This window comes from Kitasatospora sp. NPDC058046 (genome assembly GCF_042885595.1).
Lineage (GTDB): Bacteria > Actinomycetota > Actinomycetes > Streptomycetales > Streptomycetaceae > Kitasatospora.
Window position 1 is genome coordinate 128401 of record NZ_JBHVRS010000007.1, and the last position, 25813, is coordinate 154213.

Consider the following 25813-nt stretch of genomic DNA (forward strand, 5'->3'; position numbering starts at 1 on the left):
AGGCGAGTTGGGGAGTTTGCATGCAGCACGGGCACACCGATCCGTCGCTCTACCGTTCGGCCGCCGAGGCGATCGCCGCCCCGCCGGAGAGGCTGGCGTACGTGGCCGGGTTCGACCGGTCGGGGCGGCGGCCGGACGCGTTGCTGAGCGTCGACACCGATCCGGACTCGGCGAGCTACGGGAAGGTCCTGAACTTCGCCGAACTCCCCACGCTCGGCGACGAGTTGCACCACTTCGGCTGGAACGCCTGCTCAAGCGCCCTCGCCCACGCCTGCCACGAGAACCCGGAGCGGCGCTACCTGCTGCTGCCGGGGCTGCGCTCCTCCCGGCTGCACGTCATGGACACCTACCCCGACCCGGTCCGCCCGCGGCTGGTCAAGACGGTGGAGGCGAAGGAGCTCGCCGCCAAGGCGGGCTACTCGCGCCCGCACACCCTGCACTGCGGCCCCGACGGCGTCTTCCTGTCCTGCCTGGGCGGCGCCGAGGGCAACGACGGCCCGGGCGGGGTGGCGCTGCTCGACCACACCACCTTCGAGGTGCTGCGCGCCTGGGAGACCGAGCGCGGGCCGCAGCACTTCGCCTACGACGTCTGGTGGCACCTGGGCACCAACGTGGGCATCACCAGCGAGTGGGGCACCCCGTCGATGGTCGAGGGCGGGGTGGTGCCGGAGCTCCTGCTCGGGCGCAAGTACGGCCACGCGCTGCACTTCTGGGAGCTGGACTCCGGCCGCCACCTCCAGCGGGTGGACCTCGGCGACCAGTACCAGATGGTGCTGGAGCTGCGCCCGGCGCACGACCCGCAGGCGGAGTGGGGGTTCGCCGGGGTGGTCACCAACGTCGAGGACCTGTCCTCCTCGGTCTGGCTCTGGTACCGGGACGGGCCGGCGTTCACCGCGCGCAAGGTGATCGAGATCCCCGCCGAGCCGGCCGCGGCCGAGGACCTGCCGCCCGCGCTGCGGCCGTTCGGTGCGGTGCCGCCGCTGGTCACCGACATCAACCTGTCGGTGGACGACCGCTGGCTGTACGTGTCGGCCTGGGGCACCGGCGAGCTGTTCCAGTACGACGTCTCGGACCCGTTCCACCCCCGGCTGGCCGGCTCGGTGCGGCTCGGCGGGATCACCGCCCGCACTCCGCACCCGGCCGAGCCCGGCCGTCCGCTGAGCGGGGCGCCGCAGATGGTGGAGATCAGCCGGGACGGCCGGCGGGTCTACCTCACCAACTCGCTCTACGGCGCCTGGGACGACCAGTTCTACCCGGACGGCATCGAGCCCTGGATGGTCAAGCTGGACGCCGACCCGGAGGCCGGCGGGCTGAGCGTCGACGAGCGCTTCTTCCCACACGGCGCCGACTTCCGGGGCCTGCGCGTCCACCAGACCCACCTGGCGGGCGGCGACGCCTCCTCCGACTCCTACTGCTTCCGCTGAGCGGTCCTCACCAGCTGAGCCGACCCGACCGGACGGGCAGGCGTCACCGGTCAGGCGGGCGTCACCGGAACAGCGCCTGGTCGAACCGCACCTGCGCCGACGGCAGCCCCGCCGCCGTCAGCCGGGTGCGGACGGAGCCGACCATGCCGGCCGGCCCGGTGACGCAGGCCAGGTGCTCGCGCCAGTCCCCGGCCGTCGCGACGGCGTCGGCGAGTTCGCCGACGGTGACCGGGGTGACGGTCAACCACGGCTTGTGCAGGCCGAGTTCGGACAGCGACTGCCAGTCGTAGAGGTCCCGGCGGTCCCGGGCGCCGACGAACAGGTGGACCCGGCGGCCGGTCGGCCGGTGGGCGGTCTGCTGCTCGATGATCGCCTTCATCGGGGCGAGGCCGGTGCCGCCCGCGACCAGCAGCAGGTCGCGGGCGTCGCCGTCGGGCAGCAGGCTGCCGCGCGGCGGGCCGAGGCGCAGCCGGTCGCCGACGCCGGTGTGCTCGACCAGGGCGGCGCTGACCCCGCCGGGGGCGGTGCGGCGGACGTGGAACTCCAGCTCGTTGTCGGCGCGCGGGGCGCAGCCCATCGAGTACTGCCGCCAGGTGTGCGGCAGCGCCGGGTGCTCGACGGTGCCGTACTGCCCGGCCCGGTACGGGTACGGTTCGCCGGTGCGCACCCGCAGCACGGCGAGGTCGGGGCGGCGGAGCTCGTGGCCGGTCACCACGGCGTGCCAGTACGGGGGTTCGGTGAGCGCGGAGTCGGCGCCGGCCACCATCGCGCCGACGGCGAAGCGCAGCATCCGCACCCAGGCGCCCTCCAGCTCCTCCGTCCAGCGCTCGCCGGCCCGGTGCCGGACGGCCGCGCACAGGGCCTCCTCGAAGGCCTCGTAGTGCACCGGACGGACGCCCAGTTTCCGGTGGTCGCGGCCGAGTTGGCGGAGCGTCTGCTCCAGTTCGGCCGGCCGGTCGAGGTGGTCGATCAGATGGTGGAAGATCCGTTCCAGGTGGAGCTGCTGGAACTCCATCGAGGCGGGGAAGAGCGGTCGCAGGTACGGGCGGTGGCTGAACATCACCGCGTAGAGGTGGTCGATCAGGTCCGCGAGCGGGGAGATCAGGTCGAGGTCGCGCCGGATGACGTGCTGGTCCGCGGCGCCGTCGTAGCCGCCCTCCTCCCCGTACGCGTTGCACCCGAGGTCGCCGCCGGCCGAGGTGGAGGGGGCGAGGAGTTGGCGCCGCAGGCGCATCGCGTGATGGCGGGCGATCAGGCGGTCGTACTCGGCGGTGGCGGTGGCGGTGGCGGTGCCAGTGCTCATGCTGCTGCTGTTGTCCATGTCCCGCCCAGTGAACTGCCGGGCCGCCGGACACGAGAAGGGCCGATCGCCCCGGAGAGACCCGGGACCAACGACCCCTTGCGGTGGTACGTCCGGACCGGGACGCTTTTCGGCCACCGCGCGCACGCACCCCCACCGCGCACGCACCCCCACCGCGCACGGACCCCCCACCGCGCGCACGCACCCCCGGAACCGGCGGGCAGGACGGAAGGGTGCCCCGCGCCCCGGTGCTCTCCTACCACCAGGACCCGGGGCACCGCCGTCGTCAGACTCCTGCCCGGCGCGCCTCCCGGCGCTCCAGCCGCCGCTGCCGGCCCTGGCGCAGCGGCTGGTCGGGCAGCCACCCGAAGGTGAGACAGGCACCGACCACCCCGAGCAGCATCCCGATCACGAAGCCGCCCAGGTTGGAGGTGACCCAGCTGGCCAGCGAGGCCAGCACGGCGAGGATGGAGTAGAACAGCCGCTGCGCCGGGTTGAACAGGATCAGCAGGCCGCACAGCAGCATCACCGCGGGCACCAGGTACCCGGCCAGCCCCTGCATCCCGATGTGCAGGATGACGGGCAGCGGGGCCTTCAGGGTGAACAGGACCTCGGCGCCGCCGAGTGTCACCAGCAGCCCGCCCCAGAACGGTCGCCGGCCCCGCCAGTCGCGTGTGACCGGGCGTGCGGCGGGCTCGGCGACGGGGGCCGCCACGGCCTGGGCGGGCGCGGCCGCCGTCCCCTCGGCGGCCACCCCCTCGGCCCGTGCCGCGGTGCCCTCGCCGGTGCCGGCCGGCTCCGGTACGGACTCCGCCATGCTCAGCAGCCCGTGGAGCTGAAGCTCAGCCGCAGGTTCGGCAGTTTGAACCCGACGGCGGTGCTCGCGTAGTTGTGCTGGTTCAGGTGGGTCAGCGTGACGTGGTCGGCCTGCTGGCCGAACACGCCGGGGTTGCCCTTGCCGACCGGGCCGGCCTTGGTGTACGTGCTGGCGTCGCCGCCGATCTCGATGTTCTTGAACTCCGCGTCGCCCGACAGCATGTCGGAGTCGGTGGTGAGGTCGGAGGCGGTGACGGGGGTGCCGCCGTCGCCCGCGTGGATCACCAGGTTGATGCCGCCGAGGTCGACGCTCTGGCACAGGTTGGTGATCTCGGCCTTCTTGATCGCCGACACCGCGACCAGCACCTGGCCGCCGGTGGAGCCCGCGTTGGGGCTGTCGGGGATCATCGAGTCCAGCGAGCCGAACTGGGCGAAGCCCTCGCCGTCCAGCTTGTCGGCGGTGATGGTGAACGGCATGCCGGAGATGGAGAACTGGGCGGCGAGCACGCCCTGGGCGGTGAGCGCCATCAGGACGCCACCGGCCGCGATGGCCGGTACGGCCATCAGGGCGCTGCGCTTCAGCCGGACCCGTCCTCTTCTCGGCCCGCTCGGCGTCTGCGGGGTCTCGGCCGCCGTGGCGGCGTCCTCGGACATGGCCATGTGTGTGCTCCCTGTGGGTGGAATGGGTGTGCAGGCACTTGGCACGTTGTCCTGGCGCGGACAGCGTTCCCCGGCCCGACCGGGCTGTCCGCCCCTCGGCAGCGGGGCGGACCGGTCGGCGCCGGTAGGTAACTGGGAAGCTACTGCCCGGTATTGGCCGGGTCAATACAGGTGCACGAAGGATCTTCACCAATCCGCGACCCGCTTCGGCCAGTCCCGCACCCCCAGCCGCTCGGCCGCTTCCGCCGGGCCGAGGAAGGGCGAAAGGCAGAACAGGCTCAACAGCGGCAGGAGCTCCAATAGTTGTTCGGTCCGGCCGGAGTCGATCCGCCGGTAGATCGCGCTGTAGACGCCGCCGACCACGGCGTCCACCATCTCCTTCGACCCGACCCCGCCCGGAAGTTGGGGCACCTCGGCGAAGAACGAGCGGAACCTGGTCAGAAGTTGGGCCCGCTCCCGGCGGCCGGCCGGACCGACCGCCTCGATCTCGATCACCGCCATCGTGGCGAAAGCCGGTGTCCCCGCGAGCAGTTGCAGCATCGCGCCGAGCGCCTTCCGGATGCCCCGGCACCAGTCGGATTCGGCCGCGAAGGCGGCCGCCATCCGCCGGATCACCACGCCGGTGCCGTGCCGGTGCGCGGCCAGGAAGGCGTCCTCCTTGCCGTTGAACAGCTCGTAGAAGACCGGCCTGGTCACGCCCGCCGCGCGGCAGATGTCGCTGATCGTCGCGTGCTGGTAGCCGCGCTCGGCGACGGTCCGCACCAGCCCGTCCAGGAGTCGATCGCGCTGGGTCGCGGCGACCACGCCGGCGGGCAGTCGGCGCGGGCCCGGCTTGATCGAGCGGGCCGGATCGCGGCCGGTCCGGGCACCCGGCAGCAGGACCACGTCGGCTCCGCGGAGGTGTTTCCGATCCATCACCAACTCCTGTGTCCTGTATTGACATTGATGGAACACCGGGTTTACAACACTGACAGGTTTCCAACCGGCGGGCCAGCAGGCGCCCACCGGCCGGACCTCCGGGGGCTCCGCGGACCGGGGCGAAAGCCCGGGCCACGGGACCACGGCGGGGACGGGACCGCGACGGTGGCAGTCGTCGAGGGCCCCGACGGCACCGCACGTCCCCGACCGAACGGCGCGGTGCCGCGGTGTTCCACGCCGCCGTCCGTACGCAAGGCCACACGCAAGGCCGCACCGCAGCTCCACCGCACCGCCGTACCACCGCAGTTCCACCGCACCGCCGTACGCCCACCCTCGCGTACGTCCGCACCGCCGTACCGCACGGACGGGCCCGTGGCGCCGGGCCCGCCCGCCCTCGGCATGGGCCGAGGCATCCGGTGTGAAGACCGGAGCGCGGCCCGGAGAACGACCCGGGGAACGGTACGAAGTCTCCGGTCCGACGTCTCCGGTGCGAAGCCTCCGGCACCCGTCACGCCCCTCCCCCGTCGTGCACACCACCACACCCGCACGCCGGGTTTCCCCCACCCCCGTCCACCGGACGGAGAGAGGTACCCTCATGCGCATCAGCCGCACCCTCGCCACCGCCGCCCTGGCCGCACTCGCCCTCACCGGCGCGGCCGTGACCCCCGCCCAGGCCGCCGGCGCGGTCCTGACCACCGGAAGTCCGAGTGGCCCGGACGTCGCCGTCGGCGACGTGCTGACCGCCAACCTGGTCTCCGGCACCACCGCGAACTTCAACAACAGCGCCACCGGGTCGACCGGCGTCAAGTGTGCCGCCTCCTCCTTCTCGGCGACCGTCACCGCCAACCCGGCCGCGCCGGGCAGCGCCGTCGAGCGGCTCGACACCCAGACCTTCGGCTCCTGCACCTCCAACGTCATCGGTGTCACGGGCGTCAAGAGCGTCACGGTCACCAGCCTGCCGTTCACCAACACGGTCAGCGACGCCCCTGGCAACCCGGTCAAGCTCACCCCCGGCGCGGCCGGCGTGATGGGCACCACCGTGGTGCTCAACACCATCCTGGGCAGCATCAGCTGCAACTACCAGAACAGCACCGGGATCAACGGCACCACCTCGAACACCGGCAACACCATCGGCTTCGCCGGCCAGCCGTTCGCCCTGGTGTCCGGGCCGAGCCTGTGCTTCTCGACGGGCTACTTCAGCGCCACCTACGGCCCGGTCCTCGACAGCTCCGTCGCCGGCAGCCCGGCGCTCTTCGTCAACTGACGCCGGGGCCCCCACGGCCCGTCCTGACGACGGCGGCGTACGGCACCCTCACCGGGCCGTACGCCGCTGCGCCGGACCCGTCCCCGGACCGGAACGCCTGCCCCCGACCCCGGACGCCCGCCCCCGAGACAGCGAAGTGACCGGCCGGTAGGGTGGCGCCGCACGGAGACGGCGAACCGGAACGGGGCAGGCGGATGAGCGACGACGGCGGGCACGGCACGGGCTTCTTCACCTCGGTGGCGGACGCCGCCGAGCAGTTGGCCGCCACCGGCTACCTGGCCTCCACGTCCGTGGCCACCACCGTCTTCCTCGCCGACCGGCTCGGCAAGCCGCTGCTGGTCGAGGGCCCGGCCGGGGTCGGCAAGACCGAACTCGCCAAGGCGGTGGCCGCGATCGGCCGCGCCCGGCTGGTCCGGCTCCAGTGCTACGAGGGCATCGACGAGGCCCGCGCGCTCTACGAGTGGAACCACGCCAAGCAGCTGCTGCGGATCACCGCCGGCCGCGACGAGGGCTGGCAGGAGGCCCGCACCGACATCTTCGGCGAGGAGTTCCTGCTCGCCCGCCCGCTGCTCACCGCGATCCGCGGCGAGGAGCCGACCGTGCTGCTGATCGACGAGATGGACAAGGCCGACGTCGAGGTGGAGGCGCTGCTGCTGGAGGTGCTCAGCGACTTCCAGGTCACCGTCCCCGAGCTGGGCACCATCACCGCCGAGCGCCGCCCCTTCGTGCTGCTCACCTCGAACGCCACCCGCGAGCTCTCCGAGGCTCTGCGCCGCCGCTGCCTCTTCCTCCACCTCGACTACCCCGAGGCCGAGTTGGAGCGCCGCATCGTCCGGCTCAAGGTGCCCGGACTGGACGAGACGCTGGCCGAGTCGCTGGTCCGGGTGGTCGGCGCGCTGCGCGCGATGGAGCTGCGCAAGGCCCCGTCCGTCGCCGAGACCATCGACTGGGCCCGCACCCTGCTGGCGCTCGGCGCCGCCACCCTGGACGAGACGGTCGTCCGGGACACCCTCGGGGTGATCCTCAAGCACCAGGACGACGTCCGCAAGGCCGCCCAGAAGCTCACCCTCGCATGACGACGCCCCGGGAGGCCGACACCGCCGCCCGCCTCACCGGCCTGGTCCGTGCCCTGCGCGGGCACGGCCTGCGGATCGGCCCGGCCGAGACGGTGGACGCCGCCGCCGTCCTGGACGTCCTCGGCTTCGCCGACCGCGAGCAGATGCGGGCCGGCCTGGCCGCCGCCCTGCTCCGCTCGGAGGCCCAACGGACCGTCTACGACGCCGCCTTCGACCTGTTCTTCCCGCTCGGCGTCGGCACCCCGGAGGCCGTCCGGGCCGACCCGCCGCCCGTCCCCGACGACCCCGAGCCGCCGCGCTTCGGCCGCCCCGACCCGCTGCGCGAGCAGCTGCGCGAGCGCCTCGCCGCCGCGCTGGCCGCCGACGACCACGCCGCCCAGGCCCGGCTGGCCGGCGAGCTGATCGAGGCCTTCGGCCGGTACGGCGCCGGAGGCTCCCCCGGCAGCGGGGGCTCCCCCGGCTCCGGCGGCTGGTCCGCCCAGCAGGCGCTCGGCCGGCTCGCCCCCGAGACGCTGCTCGCCCGCGTCCTCGCCGCCCTGCGCGAGCGGCCCGGCGACCAGGGCCCCGCCGACCGGGACCTCTCCGACCGGGTGCTCGCCGACGAGATCCGCCGCCGCATCCGGGACTTCCGCGCGATGGCCGCCGGCGAGGCCCGCCGCCGGGTCTCCGAGCTGCGCGGCCCCGAGCGGATCGCCGAACGCGCCGTCGCCCCCACCGCCGACCGGGTCGACTTCCTCTACGCCGGCCGCGACCAGCTCGCCGAACTGCGCCGCACCGTCCACCCGTTGGCCCGCAAGCTGGCCACCCGGCTGGCCACCCGGCGCCGGCGCGCCGCCCGCGGCGAGATCGACCTGCGCCGCACCCTGCGCCGCTCGCTGGGCACCGGCGGGGTGCCGCTGCGCCCCGCGTACCGGCGGCGCCGTCCGGCCCGCCCGGAGCTGGTACTGCTGTGCGACGTCTCCGGCTCGGTGGCGGGCTTCGCCGACTTCACCATGCTGCTGGTGCAGGCGATGGGCGAACAGTTCAGCAAGATCCGGGTGTTCGCCTTCGTCAACCGCACCGCCGAGGTGACCGGCCTACTGCGCGGCGGCGACGACCCGGCACGCCTGGCCGCCCGGATCCTCGCCGAGGCCGAGGTCACGGGCTACCACGGCAACAGCGACTACGGCTCCGCACTCGGGGAGTTCGCCGAACGGCACCTGGACGCCGTCGGCCCGCGCACCTGCGTGCTGGTCCTCGGCGACGCCAGGAACAACCACCGCGACCCCAACCCGGACGCGCTGCGCCGGATCGCCGCCCGGGCCCGCCGGGTGTTCTGGCTCAACCCCGAGCAGCCCTCGCTCTGGCCGACCGGCGACTCCGCCGCCCTCGTCTACGCGGGCGTGGTGGAGATGCACTCCTGCCGCAACGCCCGCCGCCTCGGCGAGCTGATCGCCCGCCTGCTACCGGTCTGACACCGGGCGCGGCCCCCGAGGCCGCGCCCGGTGCCCCGGCCGGCTACTTGTCCAGGTGCGCCAGGAAGTCCAGCAGCGCCTCGGTGACCTCGGCCGGGCGCTCCTGCTGCGTCCAGTGGCCGGTGTCCGGCAGCCGGACGTGCCGGTGCAGCCGGGGCGTCAGGTGCGTCAGCAGGTACTGGACCGCCTCCGGCGCGATCATCGCGTTCACCAGGTCCCGCTCGCCGACCACGAACAGCGCGGGCACGTCGATCCGCTGGCCGACGAACGCCGTCATCAGCTCGCTGTTCCGGTCGATGTTGCGGTACCAGTTGAGGCCCCCGGTGAAGGCGTGCTCGCCGTGCCGGGCGTAGTCGGCGGCGAACACGTCGAGGTCCTCGTCGGTGAGCCAGTCCGGCAGGCTCTCCGGCTCCGGGACGGTGTCCAGCAGCTTCTTTCCCTCGGGGACGATCCACGGTCGCGGCTCGCCGTCGGGCTGGATGCCGCAGAGGATGCGGCGCAGGCTGGACTTGACGTCGGCCGCCAGCTCGGCGTCGGCCCGGCCCGGCTCCTGGAAGTAGATCTGGTAGAAGCCCTCACCGAAGTTCTCCCGGGCCGCGGACAGGGTGCCGGGCCCGGCCGGCAGCGGCGGCACGCTCAGCCCGGCCACTCCGCGCACCAGGTCCGGCCGCAGCGCCGCGGCGGCCCAGGCCACCGGCGCGCCCCAGTCGTGCCCGACCACGACGGCCTTCTCCTCGCCGAGCGCGGCGATCAGCGCCGTCACGTCGCCGACCAGGTGCAGCAGGGTGTAGGCGTCGATCCGCTCGGGCTGCTCGCTGCGGGCGTACCCGCGCTGGTCCGGCGCGACGACCCGGAAGCCGGCCTCGGCGAGCGGCGCGAACTGGTGGCGCCAGGAGTACCAGCTCTCCGGGAAGCCGTGCAGCAGCAGGACCAGCGGCCCCTCGCCCTGCTCCGCGTAGTGCAGCCGCACACCGTTCACCACGACCTCGCCGTGCTTGATCGCGTCGTTCAACTCGCAACTCCCCATCCGGTGACAACATCCGGTGACAACATCCGTTCACTCCCGACCCTGCCCAGTCGGCCGCCCCCGGAACCCCGGCCGCCGAACGCGGCCGAGGCCGCCCCGGAACCCCGGGACGGCCTCGGCCTGACGTCGGCTGACGTGGCGTCAGTTCACGGTGTAGCTGTACGGGATCGCCGCGAGCACCGAACCGGTGGTGTTCAGGGCGTTGTTGGCGGTGGCCACGCCGGTCGGGCCGGACACCAGGTACAGCACGCCCTTGACGGTGCTGCCCTTCGGGCCGGTCGGGGTCAGCGTCACCTGGAGCGTGCCGGTGGCGCCGGGGGCGACGGTCACCGGGGTGGCGGCCGCGGCCGAGGCGTTCACCGAGGCGGCGTACGGGTCACCGGTGCTGGAGGTCAGCGCCGGGTCGAAGGCCTGGGTGTGCGCGGTGGCCGTGATGGTGGAGGTGCCGGCCGGCGCGCCGCCGGTGCCGAACGGGCCGATCTGCTGGACGAAGGTGCTCCAGGTGCCGGGGACGACCGGCTGCTCGGCGGTGCCGTTGTCGGTGACGACCGAGACGGTGGAGCCGTCCTGGGCCTTCTTCAGGTCGCCGAACAGGTCCGGCGAGCCGGTGGTCGCGCTCAGCTCGATCTGCGCCGGCGTCGAGGACGCCGCCACGGCCTTGAGCCGGTCGGTGCCCGGCGGCACCAGGAAGGACGGCACCGCGGAGCTGAGGCTCAGCGGCAGGGTGACGGTCGCCGAGGTGCCCTGCGGCACCAGCGGCAGGTCCACCCGGCGGTCCAGCCGGCCGTCGGCCGCGATCCGCTGGGTCGCGACGGTGTTGTTGGTGTAGTTCACCTGGACGGTGACCGGCTTGCCGACCGCCAGCTTCGTGCGGGCGTCGTTCGGCAGACCGGCCGCGGTGGCCTGGTTCTGGTTGAACGCGATGGTGCCGGTGAAGTCCTGGGCGAGCTCCTGGCCGCTGACCGGGCCGAGCACGTTCAGGACGAACCGCCAGCGGCCGGCGGCCGGGTTGACGGCGGTGGCCGAGACGCCGTTGCCGGTGCCCGCCAGGTTGCCCTGGGCGTCGAACTGCCCGTTGCCCTCGATGTCGACCGGGGTGCCGTTCGGGCTGATCAGCGCGCCCTGCATGAGCAGCTTCGGGTCCTTGCCGACGGTCAGGCCGACCCGCAGGTCCTTCTGGCCCTTCGGGACGTCGAAGGCGTACGAGAAGCTCTGCGTCGGCGAGGCGCTGCGGCCGTTGCCGCCGGTGATGGTGCCGGTGAAGGTGCCCTTGCCCTGGTTGACCGGGACGAGGCTGCGCAGCACGACCGGGACGCTGGTGGTGTTGCCGTTGGAGCCGGAGACCAGGACGGCCTCGCTGGAGTCGCCGCTGGTGGCCGGGGTGGTGAGCTGGACCTTGAGGGTCTTGGTCTGGCCCGGCTTCAGGTCGGTGGTGCCGGGGCTCACGGCGCCGGCCGGCACCGCGCGCTGGGTGGCGGTGCCGAGCTCGACGGCGCCGTTGTAGCCGGCCTGGCCGGCCGGGGTGTAGAGGACGGCGGTCCACTCGCCGGCCACCGGGTGCGGGACGTCCACCAGGCCGAAGTTCGCCGGGGTGGCGCCGCCCTGCGGACGGGTGTTGGTCTCGAAGCGGCCCGAGGGGTCGAGCAGCGTCATCCGGACCACCGGCCCGTTGGTGACCGGGTTGGGCGCGCCCTGCCAGGCGATCGAGGCCGCGAGGCGGTCGGCGCCGGCCGGGACGGTGAACTTGACCTGCTTCTGCACCCAGTCCGCGCCGTTGGTCGCGTACTTGAAGGTGTCCTTCGAGGACGGGTCCAGCTGGACGGTCTGCCGGTTGCTCGACTGCGGCGCGAAGCCGCGCGTCGTGGCGCTCACCGTCTGGGTGCTGTCACTGGTGTTGGTGACGGACACGTCGGCGGTGTGGGTCGAGCCGGGGGCGCCGGCGATGTCGACCTGGCCGGTGTTGACCACGACGGTCTTCGCACCGTCGGTGCCGTCCCCGTCGTCGTAGCCGCGGGCGGCCTCGACGGCGGCGCGGACGTTCAGCAGGCCGGCGCCCTGCTCCTCGGCCGGCACGCCGAGGTCGGTGGCGGTGCCGGTGAGGAACTTCTTCACCAGCGCCGGGGCGGGCGAGTCGCCGCCGTGGGTGTCGCGGTAGGCCTGGATGACCAGGGCCGCGGCGCCGGTGACGAACGGGGCCGACTGGCTGGTGCCGCCGAACGGCTGGATCGGCGAGGGCTGCCCGTTGTAGCCCGTGCAGTCCGTGTACTTGCTGGTGTCGGGCGTGCACAGCGCCCAGTCCGACTCGCCCGGCGCGACCAGGTCGACGGTCCGGCCGGCCTGGGTGAAGCCGCCCGAGGAGAGCGCGGAGATGCGGCTGTTGCTCCAGGTCTTGTTGGAGAACTGGGAGGCCGCGTAACCGGTCTGCTGGTAGTTCTGGTTGTCCGTCGAGGCGCCGACCGCGATCACGGACGGGTCGGTGGCCGGGGTGCCGATCGTGCCGCTGAGGCCGGCGTCACCGGTGGAGACCGCGACGGTGACACCGGCCTTGACGGCCTGCTCGTTGAAGAGCGAGATGGTGTCGTGCGCGCCGCTGTCCGGGGTGACGTTGCCGCCGAAGGACTCGTTCAGCACGTCCACGTGGGCGACCCGCACCGCGTAGTCGATCGACTGGAGGATCGACGAGTTGGACATCATCTCGCCGCCGGCCTTCAGCGCGACCAGGTCGGCGTCCGGGGCGAGGCCGCGGATGCGGATGTTGCAGCCGGCCGGCAGCGGGTGCGAGGAGTTGACGAACTTGGAGACGTCGTAGACCTGGCGGCCCTGGGCGATGACCGCCGAGGCGTCGCCGAAGGCCTCGGCCGCGCCGGTCGGCGCGTCCCAGCCGTCGCCCGCGAAGTCCTGGTAGTCGACCACGGCGTGCGAGCCGTCGGCCCGGATGAAGTCCGGGTTGTTCGGGTCGAGGCCGTCCGCGATGTAGGCGACCTTGACGCCCTTGCCGGTGGCGAGGTCCTCAACGCCGGGCTTGCCGTTGCCGGTGACGGCCCGGGTCGAGTAGAGGCCCTCGGGCTCCAACAGCGGCTTGGCCGGGTCGGCGGGGCAGACCGTGTTGGTCGCGTTCTCCTCCGCCCCCTGGCCGTTACTGCCCGAAACGGCCTGCGGAGCGGCGTCGGCCTTGGGCGCCTTGGCGGCGGCGGTGTCCTTGGCCGCCTTCGCCTTGGCGGCGGCCGGCGGGGCGACCTGGACCTGGGCGTCCGCCACCACGGAGGAGACGGCCGGGTCGGCCTGGAGCTGGGCCCGCAGGGCTGGGCTGACCGTGGCCGAGAAGGCGTTGCCGACCACGAAGCTCTTGATATCGGTGCCGCCGCCGGCCTTGACCTTGTTCAGCAGCGGCGCCTGTGCGTCGGCGGTCTTCTGCTGCCGGGCGCCGAGGTGGCCGTGGTCGGCCGGGGCGTCCGCGATCTGGTCCTTCATGATGACGATCACCGGCACCGGGGACCCGTCCGTGGACGCCGCCTGGGCGTTCTGCGGTTCGGGGGCCGGGGCCGCGGTCGCGATGGTCCCGAGGCTCAGGACCATGGACGCGGCGGTCACCGTGACGGCGGCCGCTAGCTGGGTTTTCCGCCAGCCGATCATATAAATCCTCTCGTCAGATGGACAGCTGACGCATTCCAACGCACCTGAGAGGATCACGACAAGGGGGTAAATCCCCATCAGAAAGTAAAGTTGACCATCAATCAGTAAAATTCGGAGAGGAAATCGGGTCGAATCCGCATCTTTCAGCCGATCGGCCCTTGCCGGATCCGGACGGCCGGCACGGGAGAGCCCCGGCGGACTCCCTTCCCACGCCGCCGCCCGACGAAACGGCCGCCACGGCGCCCGGACGTCCCGCGGCGGGAGCCGCGGCGGGACGCCCGGCCCGGTCTCAGGTGCCGGCCAGGCGCTCCTGAGCGTCCGCCAGGTCGTCGGCGGTGGGCGCGTCGTCCTGGGTCAGCCGGTGGCGCCAGTAGCCGGTGAAGTCGATGTCCTCCTTCGGCACCCCCTGCTCCTCGATCAGGAGCCGGCGGACCTCCCGGACCGCCCCCGCCTCCCCGGCCAGCCAGACGAAGGGCTCACCCCCGGGCAGCACGCCGTCCCGGAACGCCTCGGTCAGCACGGTGCCCGGGGCCGCGCCGTCGCGGTACAGCCACTCCACCTCCAGCTCGGCGCGGCTCTCCAGCTCCTGGCGTTCCGCCTGGTCGGCGACCTCGATCCACACGTACGCCCGGACCCCCTCGGGCAACACCCCGAGCAGCGTCGCGAGCGCCGGCAGCGCGGTCTCGTCGCCCGCCAGCAGCACCCAGTCGGCCTCCGTGGCGGCCTCGACGAAGGGGACCCGCGGGGCGTACAGCGCGGAGGGGCCGACCATCCCGAGCCGGTCCCCCGGCGCGGCCCGCTCCGCCCAGGCGGCGGCCGGGCCGGAGTCCCCGTGCAGCACGAAGTCGATCTCGACCAGCCGGGTGCCGGGCCGCCGGCCGCGCAGGGTGAAGCTGCGCAGCAGCGGGCGCTCGGCCTCCGGGATCGCCAGGTAGGCCTGGTACCAGCCCATCGGGTCGTCCTGCCGGACGGGCAGCACCGGCTCGCGCTGCCCGGGGCGCGGGAAGCAGAGCTTCAGCTGCTGGTCCGGGGCGGTCCCGACGGCGTCGGGGAGTTCCTCGGCGGCGAAGGTGATCCGGGCGGTGCGCGGTGTGATCCGGCGGACCTCGACGACCTCGACGAAGGTGACGGGCAATGTCATCGCGAAACCCCTTCGGTTGGTAACCTTACGGCATAAAGAGTTGCCGTCGGATCGATACTTTACGCCATAAGGAGATGTCGGATGACCGTCTACGCCGGACAGGGCGACGCCCACCGCGCGCTCGCCCTGCTCTGGGGCGCGCCCGAGGAGCCGCGCGCCGGGCGCAGCGGCCCCAAGCCGGGTCTGAGCGTCGACGCGATCGTGTCCGCCGGAATCGCGGTGGCCGACGCCGAGGGCATGGCCGCGCTGTCGATGCGCGCCGTGGGCGAACGGCTCGGCCGCACCGCGATGGCGCTCTACACCTATGTGCCCGGCAAGGCCGAACTGCTCGACCTGATGCACGACCGGGCGCTCGCCGAACTCGCCACCGAACCCCCCTCGGGAGTTCCCGCCGAATTCCCCGGCGGACTCCCGGTGGCCGGCACCTGGCGGGAAGCCGTCACCGCCTGGGCCGAGGCCCTGTACGCCTGCTACCTGCGCCACCCCTGGGTGCTCCAGGTCTCGCAGGCCCGCCCGGTCCTCGGCCCCGCCGAACTCGCCGCGATGGAGGCGCTGTTGCGCGCACTGCGGCCGGCCGGCCTGGCGCCGGCGCGGCTGCGCGGGGCGGTCGCCGCGCTCTGGCAGTTCGTCCGCGGCCTGGCCGCCACCACCGCCGACGCGCGCGGCGCGGCCGCCGCCACCGGGATCGCCGACGAGGACTGGTGGGCCACCCGCTCCGCCCGACTCGCCGAGCTGGCACCGGACTTCGCGGAACGCTTCCCCCTGCTCGTCGCCCTGCAGAGCACCGGCGGCGGCGCCCCCGAAGACGGACACCGGGAGGCCTTCCGCGCCGGGCTCGCCGTCCTGCTCGACGGCATCGCGGCGGGGGCGCCCTCAGACGATCAGGGCGTGCGCTGACCGTGCCGGGCGCGTTCCAGCCGTGCCGCGCATCCCCTAACCGTGCCGGGCCGCGGGGAGCGCCAGCAGGACACCCAGCACCACCAGGGTGGAGTACCCGGCGATCTCGTGGCTGGCCGGCACCAGGACCCGGACGAAGCCGAACAGCCGGAAGCCCTCGATCCAGGTGGACAGCAGGCCGGAGGCGCCGCCGACGATCAACACGGAGCCGAGGTAGCCGAGCAGGGTCTTCATGCTCCCGAGCCTAGGAATCCGGCCCTCCGCCGGACATCCGACTTTCGGTGCGGGCCGACGCCACCAAAGTCGTCCCTTCCGCGCGGCTCCGACCCGGCTCCGGACGGTTCCTCACCGCCCGGCCCGACTCCGGACGGCTCAGCCCGACTCCGGACGGCTCCGGACGGCTCAGCCCGGCTCCGGACGGAGCAGCAGGCCCGGCGGCCCGGCGGCGGCGCGGGTACGTTCGCCGTGTGTTCCCCACCCGCACACCCCTGAAGTCGCCCTCCGCCGCCGTGACCGCGGCCGGAGCCGCCGCCTGCGCCGTCCTGGTCCTCGCCGTCACCGCCCCGGTCTCCCTCGCCCAGGACTCCGTCCCCGCCGTCGGCGGGGAGCGGCTCGGCCGCCCGGCCGTCCAGGTCGCGCCGCTGGCCGGGGCGCCCGCGCTGCCGTCCGACCTGACCGGCCGCTCCTGGCTGGTCGCCGACGCGGCCACCGGCGAGGTGCTCGCCGCCCGCGACGCCCACCTGCCGCTGCCCCCGGCCAGCACCCTCAAGATGCTGTTCGCGGACACCGTGCTGCCCAAGCTCGACCGCACCACCGAGCACAAGGTCACCACGACCGAGCTCGCCAGCCTCGGCGCCGGCAGCAGCCTGGTCGGCGTCAAGGAGAACCTGCCGTACCGGGTCGAGGACCTCTGGCGGGGCGTCTTCCTCAGCTCCGGCAACGACGCCGTCCACGTCCTCGCCCACATGAACGGCGGCATCCAGCAGACCGTCACCGAGATGCAGGAGCGCGCCCGGGCGCTCCAGGCCCGCGACACCAAGGTCGTCTCCCCGGACGGCTACGACATGGACGGCCAGGTCTCCTCCGCCTACGACCTCACGCTCTTCGCCCGGGCCGGCCTGCGCAACGCCGACTTCCGCTCCTACTGCGCCACCCGCACCGCGCGCTTCCCCGGCGGACTGGACAAGCTCACCGGCCAGCGCACCAGCTTCGACATCGCCAACACCGACCGGCTGCTCGGCAAGTACCCCGGCCTGATCGGCGTCAAGAACGGCTACACCACCAACGCGGGCGCCACCTTCACCGGCGCCGCCGAACGCGACGGCCGCACCCTGCTGGTGACGGTGATGCACCCGGACGCGCAGGGCAGGGTCTACGACGAGGCCGCCAGCCTGCTCGACTGGGGCTTCGCGGCCGCCGGGAAGGTCCAGCCGGTCGGCAAGCTGGTCGACGACACCGCCGCCCCCGCCCCCGCCGGGCCGTCCGCCGCCGCTGGCGGGGCCGAGGCCGGCGAGCAGTTGCCGCCCTGGTCCCGTCCGCCGCTGACCAGCGGCTCCGGCTCGGGCCTCGCCCCCGCCGTCTGGACCGCCGCCGTCCTCGCCACCGCCCTCGCCGCCTGGGCCACCGCCCGCGTCACCGCCCGCCGCCGCACCGCGTCCGCCGCGTCCGCCCCGGCGTACGACGGGGGCGGGGCGACCGCCGTCGGGGGCGCCACCGGCGCCACCGGCGTCGGCGGCCACGGCCGGCACCGCCTCACCCGCCGCGCCCGCACCCTGCTCCGCACCGCCCGGACCCGCGGGCCCCGCTGACAGGACAGGGCGTTCCCGTGGAACTCTGGCTGCTGAACCACTTCTCCACCGCCCTGCTCGCCCTCCTGGTGGTCGGCGGCTTCGTCGTCCTCGCGGTGACCGCCAGCCTCGTCACCACCCGGCGCTTCCCCGCCCTCGTCGGAGGCGAGAACAACGACATGGTCGGCGTGGTGCTCGGCATGTTCGGGGCGATCTACGGGATCATCCTCGCCTTCGTCATCGTCAACCTGTGGACCGAGCTCCAGGACACCCAGAAGATCGTCTCCACCGAGGCGACGGCGGTCTCCCAGATCGCCCGCGACGCCGGCGCCTTCCCGCCCGACGTCCAGGCCGCCGTCGACGCCTCGGTCCGCGGCTACGTGCACGCCGTCGTCGAGAAGCAGTGGCCGCTGATGCGGGCCGGCCACGGCGACTTCTCGGTGACGGCCTCGAAAGTGGACGCGATCTACCAGGCGCTGCGCACGTACGAGCCGCAGTCCCAGTCCGAGCAGGCCTTCTACACCGAGGCCCTGAGCAGCCTCAACGACGCGGTCGGCCAGCGCCGGGACCGGATCAACGCCAGCCGCGAGGAACTGCCCGTACTGCTCCAGGTCCTGATCGTGGGCGGCGCGCTGGTGATCATCGCGCTGACCCTGCTGTACGGCATCCGCAGCCTGAAGGTGCGGATGCTGTTCGTCGGCTCGGTGGCCGCCCTGATCGGGTTCAGCCTGCTGCTCGTCCTGGTGCTGGACCGGCCCTTCGCCGGGGAGCTCAGCGTCTCGCCGGCACCGTTCAAGGAGAGCGCGCTGGCCAGGTTCTGGTGACGTGCCCCCTAGACTTCCGGCCATGACCACGCCCGACCCCTCCGCCGCGGACCGGCTCGCCCGGATCGTCCAGCTCTCCTCCGGGAGCTACCTGCTCGTCACCACGTACAGGAAGGACGGCACCGCCGTGCCGACCCCGGTGTGGGTGGTGCGCGACGGGGAGGCGCTCGGGGTCTGGACCGTCGCGGACTCCTGGAAGGTCAAGCGGATCCGCAACCGCGCCGACGTGCTGGTCGGCCCGTGCGACGTCAAGGGCCGCCCGACCGGCGAGCAGTACCCCGCCACCGCCGAGCTCCTCGGCCCCGAGCGCACCGCCGCCTACCGCACCCTGCTGCGCCAGAAGTACGGCCTGCTCGGCGTGCTCACCCTGCTCGGCAGCCGGCTGCGCCGCGGCGAGCGCGGCACCGTCGGCATCCGGATCACGCTGACGGACTGAGCGCTGACGGACCGAGCGCCGACGGACCGGGCTACGGGTGCGGGCCCGCCAGTGCGCTGGGCAGCCCGACGAACCCCGACTCCGGCCCGAACCGCTCCTCCAGCCCGTCCGCCAGGGCGGTCAGCGCGGCCGCGCCGTCGCCGTGGAAGGACGAGCCGTGCATCACCGCCAGGGTGCGCGGGCGCAGCTCGGCGAGGGAGCGCAGCGCGGTCGCGGCGGCCGTCAGGCAGGAGGTCTGGCGGAACAGCCCCTCGGATTCCAGGGCCGATTCGACCAGGTCGGCGTCGGTGACGGCGGGCCCGTTGCCGAGGTGGGTGAACAGGTCGCCGCAGAACAGGGTGCGGGTCTGCTCCTCGAACAGCACCCGCGCCTCCCAGCCGTGCGGCACGTGCGCGGTGTTGATGTTGCGCACCCGGCGGCGCACCTGGCGCCCGCCGAGGTCCAGCACCTCGCCGTCGTCCATCGGCACCGGCGGGCGGTCGGCCAGGTCGTTCAGCGAGACCAGGCAGCCGAGCGTGTTGTGCGCGACCCGCGCGTGCGGGGCCGCGGCGAGGAACTCGTTCATCGCCCCGCACTCGTCCGCCTCGACGTGGCCGAAGGTCACCCACCGCAGCCGCTCCACCGGCAGCACCCGGCCGACCGCCTCGGACACCGCCGGGAACAGCGAGCGCATCCCGGTGTGGAAGATCAGCGGCTCCTCGGCGTCGACCAGGAACTGGTTGAAGGTGAACCCGGCGGGCGGGGCGATCTCCGGGACGAAGGTCGAGATCCGGTAGATGCGTTCGGCGATCTCGTCGATGCGTGTGTCCATGGGCCCGTTGCCTACCCGAGCTGCCGGGGGCCGGCGCTCAGGCGGCACCGGACATGCCGCCCGCGTCGCCGGTTCGGCCGAGCGGCGCGGCTCCGACCGGCCGCCGCGGAACCCGGCCTGGCGGCGTGGCAGGCTGGCGGCCATGGACGAGAACGAGGCCGGGCCGCTCCCGCTGCTGGTGGTGGACGGCGCGAACGTGGTCGGATCGGTGCCGGACGGCTGGTGGCGCGACCGGCGGGGCGCCGCCGAGCGGCTGCGGGACGCGCTGGTGGCCGTCGCCGAACGGGGCGTGCCGGAGCACCCCGGCCCGTTGGAGGTGGTGCTGGTCGTCGAGGGCGCGGCCCGGGGGGTGGACGGCGTGCCCGGAGTACGGGTGGTGGCGGCGAGCGGCAGCGGCGACGACCGGATCGTGGAGCTGGTCCGGGCCGAGAAGACCCGAGACCCCGCCCGCACCTGCCTGGTCGCCACCGCCGACCGCGAACTGCGGGCCCGGGTCGGCGTGTCGGGTGCCACCGCCATCGGGCCGCGCAGCGTTCGGCCGTAGCCCTGCGATATGTCTAGTCGGCCTGGGTGGCGTACATGCCCCAGTGGATCGACGGGTCCGAGGTGTGCGCGGTGAACAGCAGGTCCCGGCCCGGGCGGGCGGGGACCTCCACCGAGCCGACGCCGGTGGAGTCGACCGGGCACTGGACCGTGAAGTCGACCGGCGCCGCGCCGCCGATGTGCACGTCCACCGAGCCGCCGCCCCGGCAGCCGAGCGTGAACGTGAACGGCTGCGACGGGTTCACCGAGGCCGTCACGGCGCCGCCGTCGCCGATCCAGTCCGGTATCCAGATCAGCCCCTCCGGCCCCGGGTGCGGCAGGATCTCGCCCGTCCCCGGCTGGCCGGGAACCGCGGCGGGCGCCTCGGCCCCGCTCCCGGCCGGCTGCGCCACCGCCGTCCCGGCGAGGGCGAGCACCGCCCCCACCGCCCCGGCCACCGCCGCGAAGCCGTGCTTCCCCGTACGCTTCATCGCTGGTTCCCCCTTCGGTGTTCCTCGGTCCGCACGCCCGGTGTTCGGCGTGCGGAGCAAACCTACGACGCCCCACTGACAAGGGACACCCGCCGGGGCGCCGCCCCGGCGGAGCGGCCTGGCACCGCCGGTTCGGGAACGTACGGGAACCGGTTCCGGAACGTACGGGAACCAACCGCGTCGCCCGTCCGACTGCTGGGGGGTGAGTGCGAAGTCGCCGGGAGTCCGGCCGTTGAGTGTGCTGGCGGGGTTCGTCCTGCTGCTGGTGGTGGTGTTCGTGGTGGCCTACGGGGTGGGGCGCCAGGTCGGCCCGGTCGCGCCCGGGTTGCGGCCCGGTAGCGGGGGCGGCGCGTCGCCCGGGATGGACGGGCACGGCATGGGCGGGATGCGGTGAGCGCCGTCGCCGAGCCCGTGGTCGCCACCGATCTGGCGGTCGGCGGGATGACCTGCGCGGCGTGCGTGGGCCGGGTGGAGAAGCGGCTGGCCCGGATCGACGGGGTGACGGCCGGGGTGAACCTGGCGACCGGACGGGCCCGGGTGCTGCACCCGGCCGGGGTGCCGGTCGCGGAGCTGGTGGCGGCGGTCGAGCGGGCGGGCTACACCGCCGAGCCGCTGCCCGCGGGGGCGCCGGTCGGGGTGGCGGCGGAGGAGCCGGACGAGCGGTGGCGGCTGCTGGTCACCGCCCTGCTGGCCGTCCCGGTGCTGGTGCTGTCGATGGTGCCGTCGGCGCAGTTCACCGCCTGGCAGTGGGTCTGCTTCGCGCTCGCCGTCCCCGTGGTGACCTGGGGGTCGGCCGGGTTCCACCTCCGCGCCCTGCGGGGGCTGCGGCACGCGGCGGCGACCATGGACACCCTGGTCAGCCTGGGTGTGGTGGCCTCCTTCGGCTGGTCCGCGTACGCGCTGTTCCTCGGCGGGGCGGGCGATCCGGACATGCGGATGCCGTTCTCGCTGACCGCCGACGGCGGCGGCACCGCGCACGTGTACCTGGAGGCGGCGGTCGGCGTGCCGCTGTTCGTGCTGGCCGGGCGGCTGCTGGAGGGCCGGGTGCGGCGGCGCAGCGGGTCCGCGCTGCGGTCGCTGGCCGAGCTGGGCGCCAAGCAGGTGTGCCTGCGGGGGGCGGACGGCGAGGAGCGCCTAGTGCCGATCGAACTGCTGCTGCCCGGGCAGGAGTTCGTGGTGCGGCCGGGCGAACGGGTGGCCACCGACGGGGTGGTGGTCGACGGGGGTTCGGCGCTCGACCTGAGCCTGCTGACCGGGGAGAGCGTGCCGGTCGAGGTCGGCCCCGGGGACCGGGTGGCGGGCGCGACGGTGAACGTGGGCGGCGCCCTGGTGGTGCGGGCCACGGCGGTCGGCGCGGACACCCAACTGGCCCGGATCACCGCGCTGGTGGCGGAGGCCCAGGCCGGCAAGGCGCGGGCGCAGCGGCTGGCGGACGCGGTGGCCGGGGTGTTCGTGCCCTGCGTGCTGGCGGTCGCGGCGAGCGTGCTGGGCTTCTGGCTGGGCGCGGGCGCGGCCCCGCAGGCGGCGGTGACGGCGGCGGTCGCGGTGCTGGTGGTGGCCTGCCCGTGCGCGCTCGGGCTGGCCACGCCGACGGCGCTGCTGGCGGCGACCGGGCGGGGCGCGGAGCTGGGCGTGCTGGTGCGCGGCCCGGAGGTGCTGGAGAGCCTGCGCCGGGTGGACACGGTGGTGATGGACAAGACCGGGACGCTGACCACCGGCCGGATGGAACTGACCGCCGTCATCACCGCGGACGGTCCCACGCAGGACGAGGCCCTGCGATTGGCCGGCGCGGTCGAGCACCGCTCCGAACACCCGATCGGCCGGGCCGTCGCGGCGGCGGCCCGCGAGCGCTGCGGGCCGCTGCCGGCCGTGACCGGCTTCGCGGCCGCCACCGGGCTCGGGGTGTCCGGGACGGTCGAGGGCCGGGCCGTCCGGGTCGGGCGGCCGGACGACGCCGCGCTGCCGCCGGCCCTGGCCGAGGCGGTGGCGCAGGCCGGGGAGGCGGGCCGCACGGCCGTCGTGGTCGAGCTGGACGAGCGGCCGGCGGCCGTCCTGGCGGTCGGCGACACGGTGCGCTCGGGGAGCTGGCGGGCCCTGCACCGGCTGCGCGGACTGGGCCTGGAGACCGTACTGCTGACCGGGGACGGCCCCGGCGCCGCCCGGGCGGTGGCCGCCGAGCTGGGCATCGAGCGGGTGCACTCCTCGGCCTCCCCCGAGCGCAAGGCCGAGGTGGTGGCCGAACTGCGCGCCGCCGGACGGACGGTCGCGGTGGTCGGCGACGGCGTCAACGACGCGGTGGCCCTGGCCTCGGCGGACCTCGGGGTGGCGCTGGCCTCCGGCAGCGACGCCGCGATCGGCGCGGCCGGGCTGACCCTGGTGCGCGGCGACATCGAGGCGGTGGTGGACGCCGTACGGCTGGCCCGGCAGACCCTGGCGACCATCCGGGCCAACCTGCTCTGGGCCTTCGGCTACAACCTGGTGCTGATCCCGCTGGCCGCGGTCGGACTGCTCAACCCGATGCTGGCGGCGGTCGCCATGTCGCTCAGCTCGCTGCTCGTGGTGGGCAACAGCCTGCGGCTGCGCACCTGGGAACCGGGGCGGGGACAGCGCAGGGGCCAGGGACAGGGGCAGGGACAGGGACAGGCGCGGGGACAGGGACAGGGACAGCGCAAGGGAGGACGACGGTGAAGGCCTGGCAGCGTCTCGGGGCGGTCGGCCCGCCGGTCGGCGCGGCGGCGCTGGCCCTGGTCCTGCTCACCGGGTGGACGGCGTTCGGCGGGGCCGGCCGCGACCGTCCGGTGGAGGCCGGCCCGGGCTGGGTGCTGCTGCCGACGGCCGGCGCGGCCTCCGCCACGGCGGCCTTCTTCACGATCCGCAACCCGGGCGACATACCGGACGAACTGACCGGTGCCAGCTGGGAGTTCGGCGGCCGGATCACCCTGAAGCGGCACCTGCACCAGGGCGCGGCGGGCCGCTGGGAGCCGGCCCCGGCGCTGCCGGTGCCGGGCCGCGGCGAGCTGCGGATGACCCCGGAGGACGCGGACCTGATGATCGCCGACCCGCCGCCGCTGCGGGCCGGCCAGTGGGTGGAGTTCACCCTCACCTTCCGGCACAGCCCGCCGCTGCGGCTCGCCGCCCAGGTGCTGCCGGCGGCCGAACGGCCGCGCTGAACGGGCGCGCTGAAAACGTCAGGGCGTGTCCCGCGGACCGGAAGGATCCGCGGGACACGCCCTGACCTCATCGGCTCAGGAAGGCCGCTCCCCGAGCGTCTCCTCGACCGCCCGGCGCGGGGTGGCCGCCCCGGGCGGGCCGTAGCCGGCCCGCAGGACCAGTTGGACGTGGCCCGGCCCAGCGGCCGGGTCGCGCAGCGCCCAGCGGGTGTCCGGCCACTCGATCGCCTGGTGCCAGACCGTGAGCCGGACGCCGTGCAGCGTGGCCAGCAGCCAGACCCGCTCCAGCGCCTGCCCGGTGCGCAGCCAGTCCGCCGGGCCGTCGCCGCGGGTGGTGAGGGTGCACAGCTGGGGCAGCGCCTCGAAGCGCTGCGAGGGCGGCTGCTCGGGGGCCTCCGGCGGGCGGCCGCCGAACTCGCGCATCGGCACCCGGGCGTCGTGGTCCTGCGGGCCGAGCGCCGACCGCGGGATGCCGTCCTCGGCGGTGCCGTCGTCGGGCCGCAGCCAGGCGCGGGACTCGGCGGACCTGGCCGGGTCGGCGGCGTTGCGGCGCTCGGCGTCGGCGGTGAGCTCCTGCACCCGCCGTACGCCCTCCTCCTCCAGCGCGGCCAGGGTGACGCCCTCCTCCCGGGCGGCGGCCATCAACTCGCCGATCACCGCCTCGGGCACGTCGCGCTGGGTGAAGGGCTCGCGGCTGGAGTGCCGGGCGGCGATGGCGGGGTAGAGGTCGCGGCCGAAGGGCGCCTCCGCGACGGCCGGGCGGGAGAGGTCGAGCACGGCGAGCAGCCCGGGCTCGGCGACGTCCGGCAGCAGCCGGACCAGCGGTTCCCGGTCCAGCCGCCCGGCCGCCACCCGCAGGTTGAACACGGCCGCGCCGACCGCGATGTGCACGGCGGCGCCTGCCGGGTCGGCCAGCGGTACGGAACGATCGGTGTCGGCGTACACGGCGAGCCCGCGACCGTCCGGGGTCGGCACGAACCGCCAGGGCTGGCTGTTGTGCAGCGACGGCGCCGCGCCGCCGGCGGCGGCGAGCAGGCGCAGGTCGGCCGCGCTGAGCATCTGGGTGAGAGCCGGGTCGAGCGTCATGGCGATCCACTCCTTCAGCCACTGGGCTTCGGCATCAACCGCGGGGTCAGGACGGGCCCGGAGGTCCCGCTGCTTCCGAGCGTGCGCGCCCGGCCGCGCGGACGACAGGGCCCTTGGGCCCGTCCTCACGACGGCCGGGCCGGGGGCCGTCGCGGGCAAAGGCCCGTCCGGTGGATCGGGACGGGGGCGGATCCACCGGACGGGCGTCCGTCACCCGTGCGGGACGACCGCGACGGGAGCCTCGGCGTGGTGCAGGACGGCGTGCGCGACCCGGCCGAGCCGGGGGCCGAACTCGATCGGGCGGCGGCCCCGGCCGACCACCACCAGGGCGGCGCCCGCGGAGGCCTCGACCAGGGCGCGGGCGGCCCCGAGCTGCACGTCCTCGACCACCTCGACGTCCGGGTACCGCTCGCGCGGTCCGGCCAGGGCGAGCGAGAGCAGCTCGGCCTCCAGCGCCTCCAGCTGGCCGAGCTCGGCGGCCGGGACGGCGCCGCCCGCGTAGCCGAACACCGGCGGCAGGTCCCAGCCGTGCACCGCCCGGACCCGGGCGCCGCGCAGGGCCGCCGCGCGGAAGGCGAAGTCGAGCACCTCCGGCTCCGGGGTGTGGGCGTCCACGCCGACCACCACCTCGCCCTTGCCGCTCTCGCCGGCCGTTCCGGCCTCGCGCACCACGACCAGCGGCACGGTGCTGCGCCCGGCCACCGAGATGCTGACCGAGCCCAGCAGCAGCCCGGTGAAGCCGCCGCGGCCGCGCGAGCCGAGCACCAGCAGCTCCGCCTCCGCGGCGGCGGCCAGCAGACCGTCCACCGGCGCGTCCAGGACGGCGTCGGTCTCCACGGTCAGGTCCGGGTGCAGGCCGCGGACGTCCTCGGCGGCCTCGGCCAGGGTGCGGCGGACGGCCTCGGGCAGGTCGTCCGACTCGGCGAAGGAGGACACCCCGTCGGTCAGCCACGGCCAGGCGTGCACCAGGCGCAGCGAGGCGCCCCGGCGCACCGCCTCGGCGGCGGCCCAGTGAACGGCCGCGGTGCTCTGCGGCGACCCGTCGACCCCGGCCAGCACGGTTGACGTCATGTCTC

24 protein-coding genes are annotated in these 25813 nt (G+C 74.6%); 12 read left to right on the plus strand and 12 right to left on the minus strand.

What is annotated here, in order from left to right; genetic code table 11:
* Positions 1 to 20 precede the first annotated feature (20 nt).
* Positions 21 to 1424, plus strand: coding sequence for a selenium-binding protein SBP56-related protein (locus ACFVU7_RS16960; RefSeq protein ID WP_049650674.1), 1404 nt, complete (start codon positions 21 to 23; stop codon positions 1422 to 1424).
* A gap of 61 nt (positions 1425 to 1485) precedes the next feature.
* Here ACFVU7_RS16960 and ACFVU7_RS16965 read toward each other — a convergent pair whose 3' ends face one another.
* The 4 genes from ACFVU7_RS16965 to ACFVU7_RS16980 all read right to left on the minus strand — a co-directional run bounded on the left by ACFVU7_RS16965 (position 1486) and on the right by ACFVU7_RS16980 (position 5115).
* A complete protein-coding gene (locus ACFVU7_RS16965) occupies positions 1486 to 2727 on the minus strand; it encodes a globin domain-containing protein (protein ID WP_388045711.1) in 1242 nt (413 codons plus the stop codon).
* Between the two features lie 283 nt (positions 2728 to 3010).
* Positions 3011 to 3541, minus strand: coding sequence for a DUF6114 domain-containing protein (locus ACFVU7_RS16970; protein WP_241852985.1), 531 nt, complete (start codon positions 3539 to 3541; stop codon positions 3011 to 3013).
* Between the two features lie 2 nt (positions 3542 to 3543).
* Positions 3544 to 4200: a DUF6230 family protein gene (locus ACFVU7_RS16975; protein ID WP_049650672.1), complete on the minus strand. Its 657-nt coding sequence runs from the start codon at positions 4198 to 4200 to the stop codon at positions 3544 to 3546.
* Positions 4201 to 4386: 186 nt separating this feature from the next.
* A complete protein-coding gene (locus tag ACFVU7_RS16980) occupies positions 4387 to 5115 on the minus strand; it encodes a TetR/AcrR family transcriptional regulator (protein WP_074003698.1) in 729 nt (242 codons plus the stop codon).
* A gap of 598 nt (positions 5116 to 5713) precedes the next feature.
* Between ACFVU7_RS16980 and ACFVU7_RS16985 the strand changes: the two genes are divergently transcribed.
* From ACFVU7_RS16985 to ACFVU7_RS16995, 3 genes are all read left to right on the plus strand, one after another.
* Positions 5714 to 6382 carry a hypothetical protein gene (locus ACFVU7_RS16985; RefSeq protein ID WP_049650670.1) on the plus strand — a complete coding sequence of 223 codons (669 nt, stop codon included), beginning with the start codon at positions 5714 to 5716 and terminating at the stop codon, positions 6380 to 6382.
* A gap of 194 nt (positions 6383 to 6576) precedes the next feature.
* Positions 6577 to 7458: an AAA family ATPase gene (locus ACFVU7_RS16990; RefSeq protein WP_380739452.1), complete on the plus strand. Its 882-nt coding sequence runs from the start codon at positions 6577 to 6579 to the stop codon at positions 7456 to 7458.
* Positions 7455 to 8912, plus strand: coding sequence for a VWA domain-containing protein (locus ACFVU7_RS16995; protein WP_388045713.1), 1458 nt, complete (start codon positions 7455 to 7457; stop codon positions 8910 to 8912). Before ACFVU7_RS16990 ends, ACFVU7_RS16995 begins: the two co-directional genes overlap by 4 nt.
* A gap of 43 nt (positions 8913 to 8955) precedes the next feature.
* Here ACFVU7_RS16995 and ACFVU7_RS17000 read toward each other — a convergent pair whose 3' ends face one another.
* From ACFVU7_RS17000 to ACFVU7_RS17010, 3 genes are all read right to left on the minus strand, one after another.
* Entirely contained in the window at positions 8956 to 9924 is a 969-nt protein-coding gene (locus tag ACFVU7_RS17000) for an alpha/beta fold hydrolase (protein WP_388045714.1), read from the minus strand.
* A 156-nt stretch (positions 9925 to 10080) separates the two neighbouring features.
* On the minus strand, positions 10081 to 13572 hold the full coding sequence (locus ACFVU7_RS17005) for a S8 family serine peptidase (RefSeq protein ID WP_388045716.1): 3492 nt from the start codon (positions 13570 to 13572) through the stop codon (positions 10081 to 10083).
* 289 nt (positions 13573 to 13861) lie between these two features.
* Positions 13862 to 14713 carry a siderophore-interacting protein gene (locus ACFVU7_RS17010; RefSeq protein WP_388045718.1) on the minus strand — a complete coding sequence of 284 codons (852 nt, stop codon included), beginning with the start codon at positions 14711 to 14713 and terminating at the stop codon, positions 13862 to 13864.
* Between the two features lie 81 nt (positions 14714 to 14794).
* Between ACFVU7_RS17010 and ACFVU7_RS17015 the strand changes: the two genes are divergently transcribed.
* Positions 14795 to 15610, plus strand: a complete 816-nt coding sequence (locus ACFVU7_RS17015; protein ID WP_388045720.1) for a TetR/AcrR family transcriptional regulator — start codon at positions 14795 to 14797, stop codon at positions 15608 to 15610.
* 36 nt (positions 15611 to 15646) lie between these two features.
* Here the strand turns inward: ACFVU7_RS17015 and ACFVU7_RS17020 are convergent, their stop codons facing one another.
* On the minus strand, positions 15647 to 15844 hold the full coding sequence (locus tag ACFVU7_RS17020; protein WP_388045721.1) for a hypothetical protein: 198 nt from the start codon (positions 15842 to 15844) through the stop codon (positions 15647 to 15649).
* A 233-nt stretch (positions 15845 to 16077) separates the two neighbouring features.
* Here ACFVU7_RS17020 and ACFVU7_RS17025 point away from each other — a divergent pair, with 233 nt between their 5' ends.
* Genes ACFVU7_RS17025 through ACFVU7_RS17035 form a run of 3 tightly spaced genes read left to right on the plus strand, consistent with a single transcriptional unit; the run spans position 16078 to position 18657 of the window.
* Positions 16078 to 17418 (plus strand): D-alanyl-D-alanine carboxypeptidase family protein, encoded by a 1341-nt coding sequence (locus tag ACFVU7_RS17025; RefSeq protein WP_388045722.1) that lies wholly within the window; start codon positions 16078 to 16080, stop codon positions 17416 to 17418.
* Between the two features lie 17 nt (positions 17419 to 17435).
* Entirely contained in the window at positions 17436 to 18221 is a 786-nt protein-coding gene (locus ACFVU7_RS17030; RefSeq protein ID WP_388045723.1) for a DUF4239 domain-containing protein, read from the plus strand.
* A 22-nt stretch (positions 18222 to 18243) separates the two neighbouring features.
* On the plus strand, positions 18244 to 18657 hold the full coding sequence (locus ACFVU7_RS17035) for a PPOX class F420-dependent oxidoreductase (protein ID WP_117486643.1): 414 nt from the start codon (positions 18244 to 18246) through the stop codon (positions 18655 to 18657).
* 31 nt (positions 18658 to 18688) lie between these two features.
* Here the strand turns inward: ACFVU7_RS17035 and ACFVU7_RS17040 are convergent, their stop codons facing one another.
* Positions 18689 to 19468: an MBL fold metallo-hydrolase gene (locus tag ACFVU7_RS17040; protein ID WP_375873666.1), complete on the minus strand. Its 780-nt coding sequence runs from the start codon at positions 19466 to 19468 to the stop codon at positions 18689 to 18691.
* 142 nt (positions 19469 to 19610) lie between these two features.
* Here ACFVU7_RS17040 and ACFVU7_RS17045 point away from each other — a divergent pair, with 142 nt between their 5' ends.
* Complete coding sequence (locus tag ACFVU7_RS17045) at positions 19611 to 20012, plus strand: NTP pyrophosphohydrolase (protein WP_117486644.1); 402 nt, start codon at positions 19611 to 19613, stop codon at positions 20010 to 20012.
* A 13-nt stretch (positions 20013 to 20025) separates the two neighbouring features.
* Here ACFVU7_RS17045 and ACFVU7_RS17050 read toward each other — a convergent pair whose 3' ends face one another.
* On the minus strand, positions 20026 to 20481 hold the full coding sequence (locus ACFVU7_RS17050; RefSeq protein WP_074003709.1) for a hypothetical protein: 456 nt from the start codon (positions 20479 to 20481) through the stop codon (positions 20026 to 20028).
* Between the two features lie 232 nt (positions 20482 to 20713).
* On the opposite strand from ACFVU7_RS17050, the gene ACFVU7_RS17055 reads away from it, so the two are divergent.
* The 3 genes from ACFVU7_RS17055 to ACFVU7_RS17065 are packed head-to-tail and all read left to right on the plus strand — an operon-like array spanning position 20714 to position 23651.
* Positions 20714 to 20875: a hypothetical protein gene (locus ACFVU7_RS17055; RefSeq protein WP_158077736.1), complete on the plus strand. Its 162-nt coding sequence runs from the start codon at positions 20714 to 20716 to the stop codon at positions 20873 to 20875.
* A complete protein-coding gene (locus ACFVU7_RS17060) occupies positions 20872 to 23169 on the plus strand; it encodes a heavy metal translocating P-type ATPase (RefSeq protein ID WP_388045725.1) in 2298 nt (765 codons plus the stop codon). Before ACFVU7_RS17055 ends, ACFVU7_RS17060 begins: the two co-directional genes overlap by 4 nt.
* A complete protein-coding gene (locus tag ACFVU7_RS17065; protein ID WP_380781124.1) occupies positions 23166 to 23651 on the plus strand; it encodes a copper chaperone PCu(A)C in 486 nt (161 codons plus the stop codon). Before ACFVU7_RS17060 ends, ACFVU7_RS17065 begins: the two co-directional genes overlap by 4 nt.
* Before the next feature lie 75 nt (positions 23652 to 23726).
* Here the strand turns inward: ACFVU7_RS17065 and ACFVU7_RS17070 are convergent, their stop codons facing one another.
* Both ACFVU7_RS17070 and ACFVU7_RS17075 read right to left on the minus strand, forming a co-directional pair.
* A complete protein-coding gene (locus ACFVU7_RS17070) occupies positions 23727 to 24737 on the minus strand; it encodes an Acg family FMN-binding oxidoreductase (RefSeq protein WP_388045727.1) in 1011 nt (336 codons plus the stop codon).
* Positions 24738 to 24947: 210 nt separating this feature from the next.
* Positions 24948 to 25808 (minus strand): universal stress protein, encoded by an 861-nt coding sequence (locus tag ACFVU7_RS17075; protein ID WP_375873659.1) that lies wholly within the window; start codon positions 25806 to 25808, stop codon positions 24948 to 24950.
* Positions 25809 to 25813: the final 5 nt, after the last annotated feature.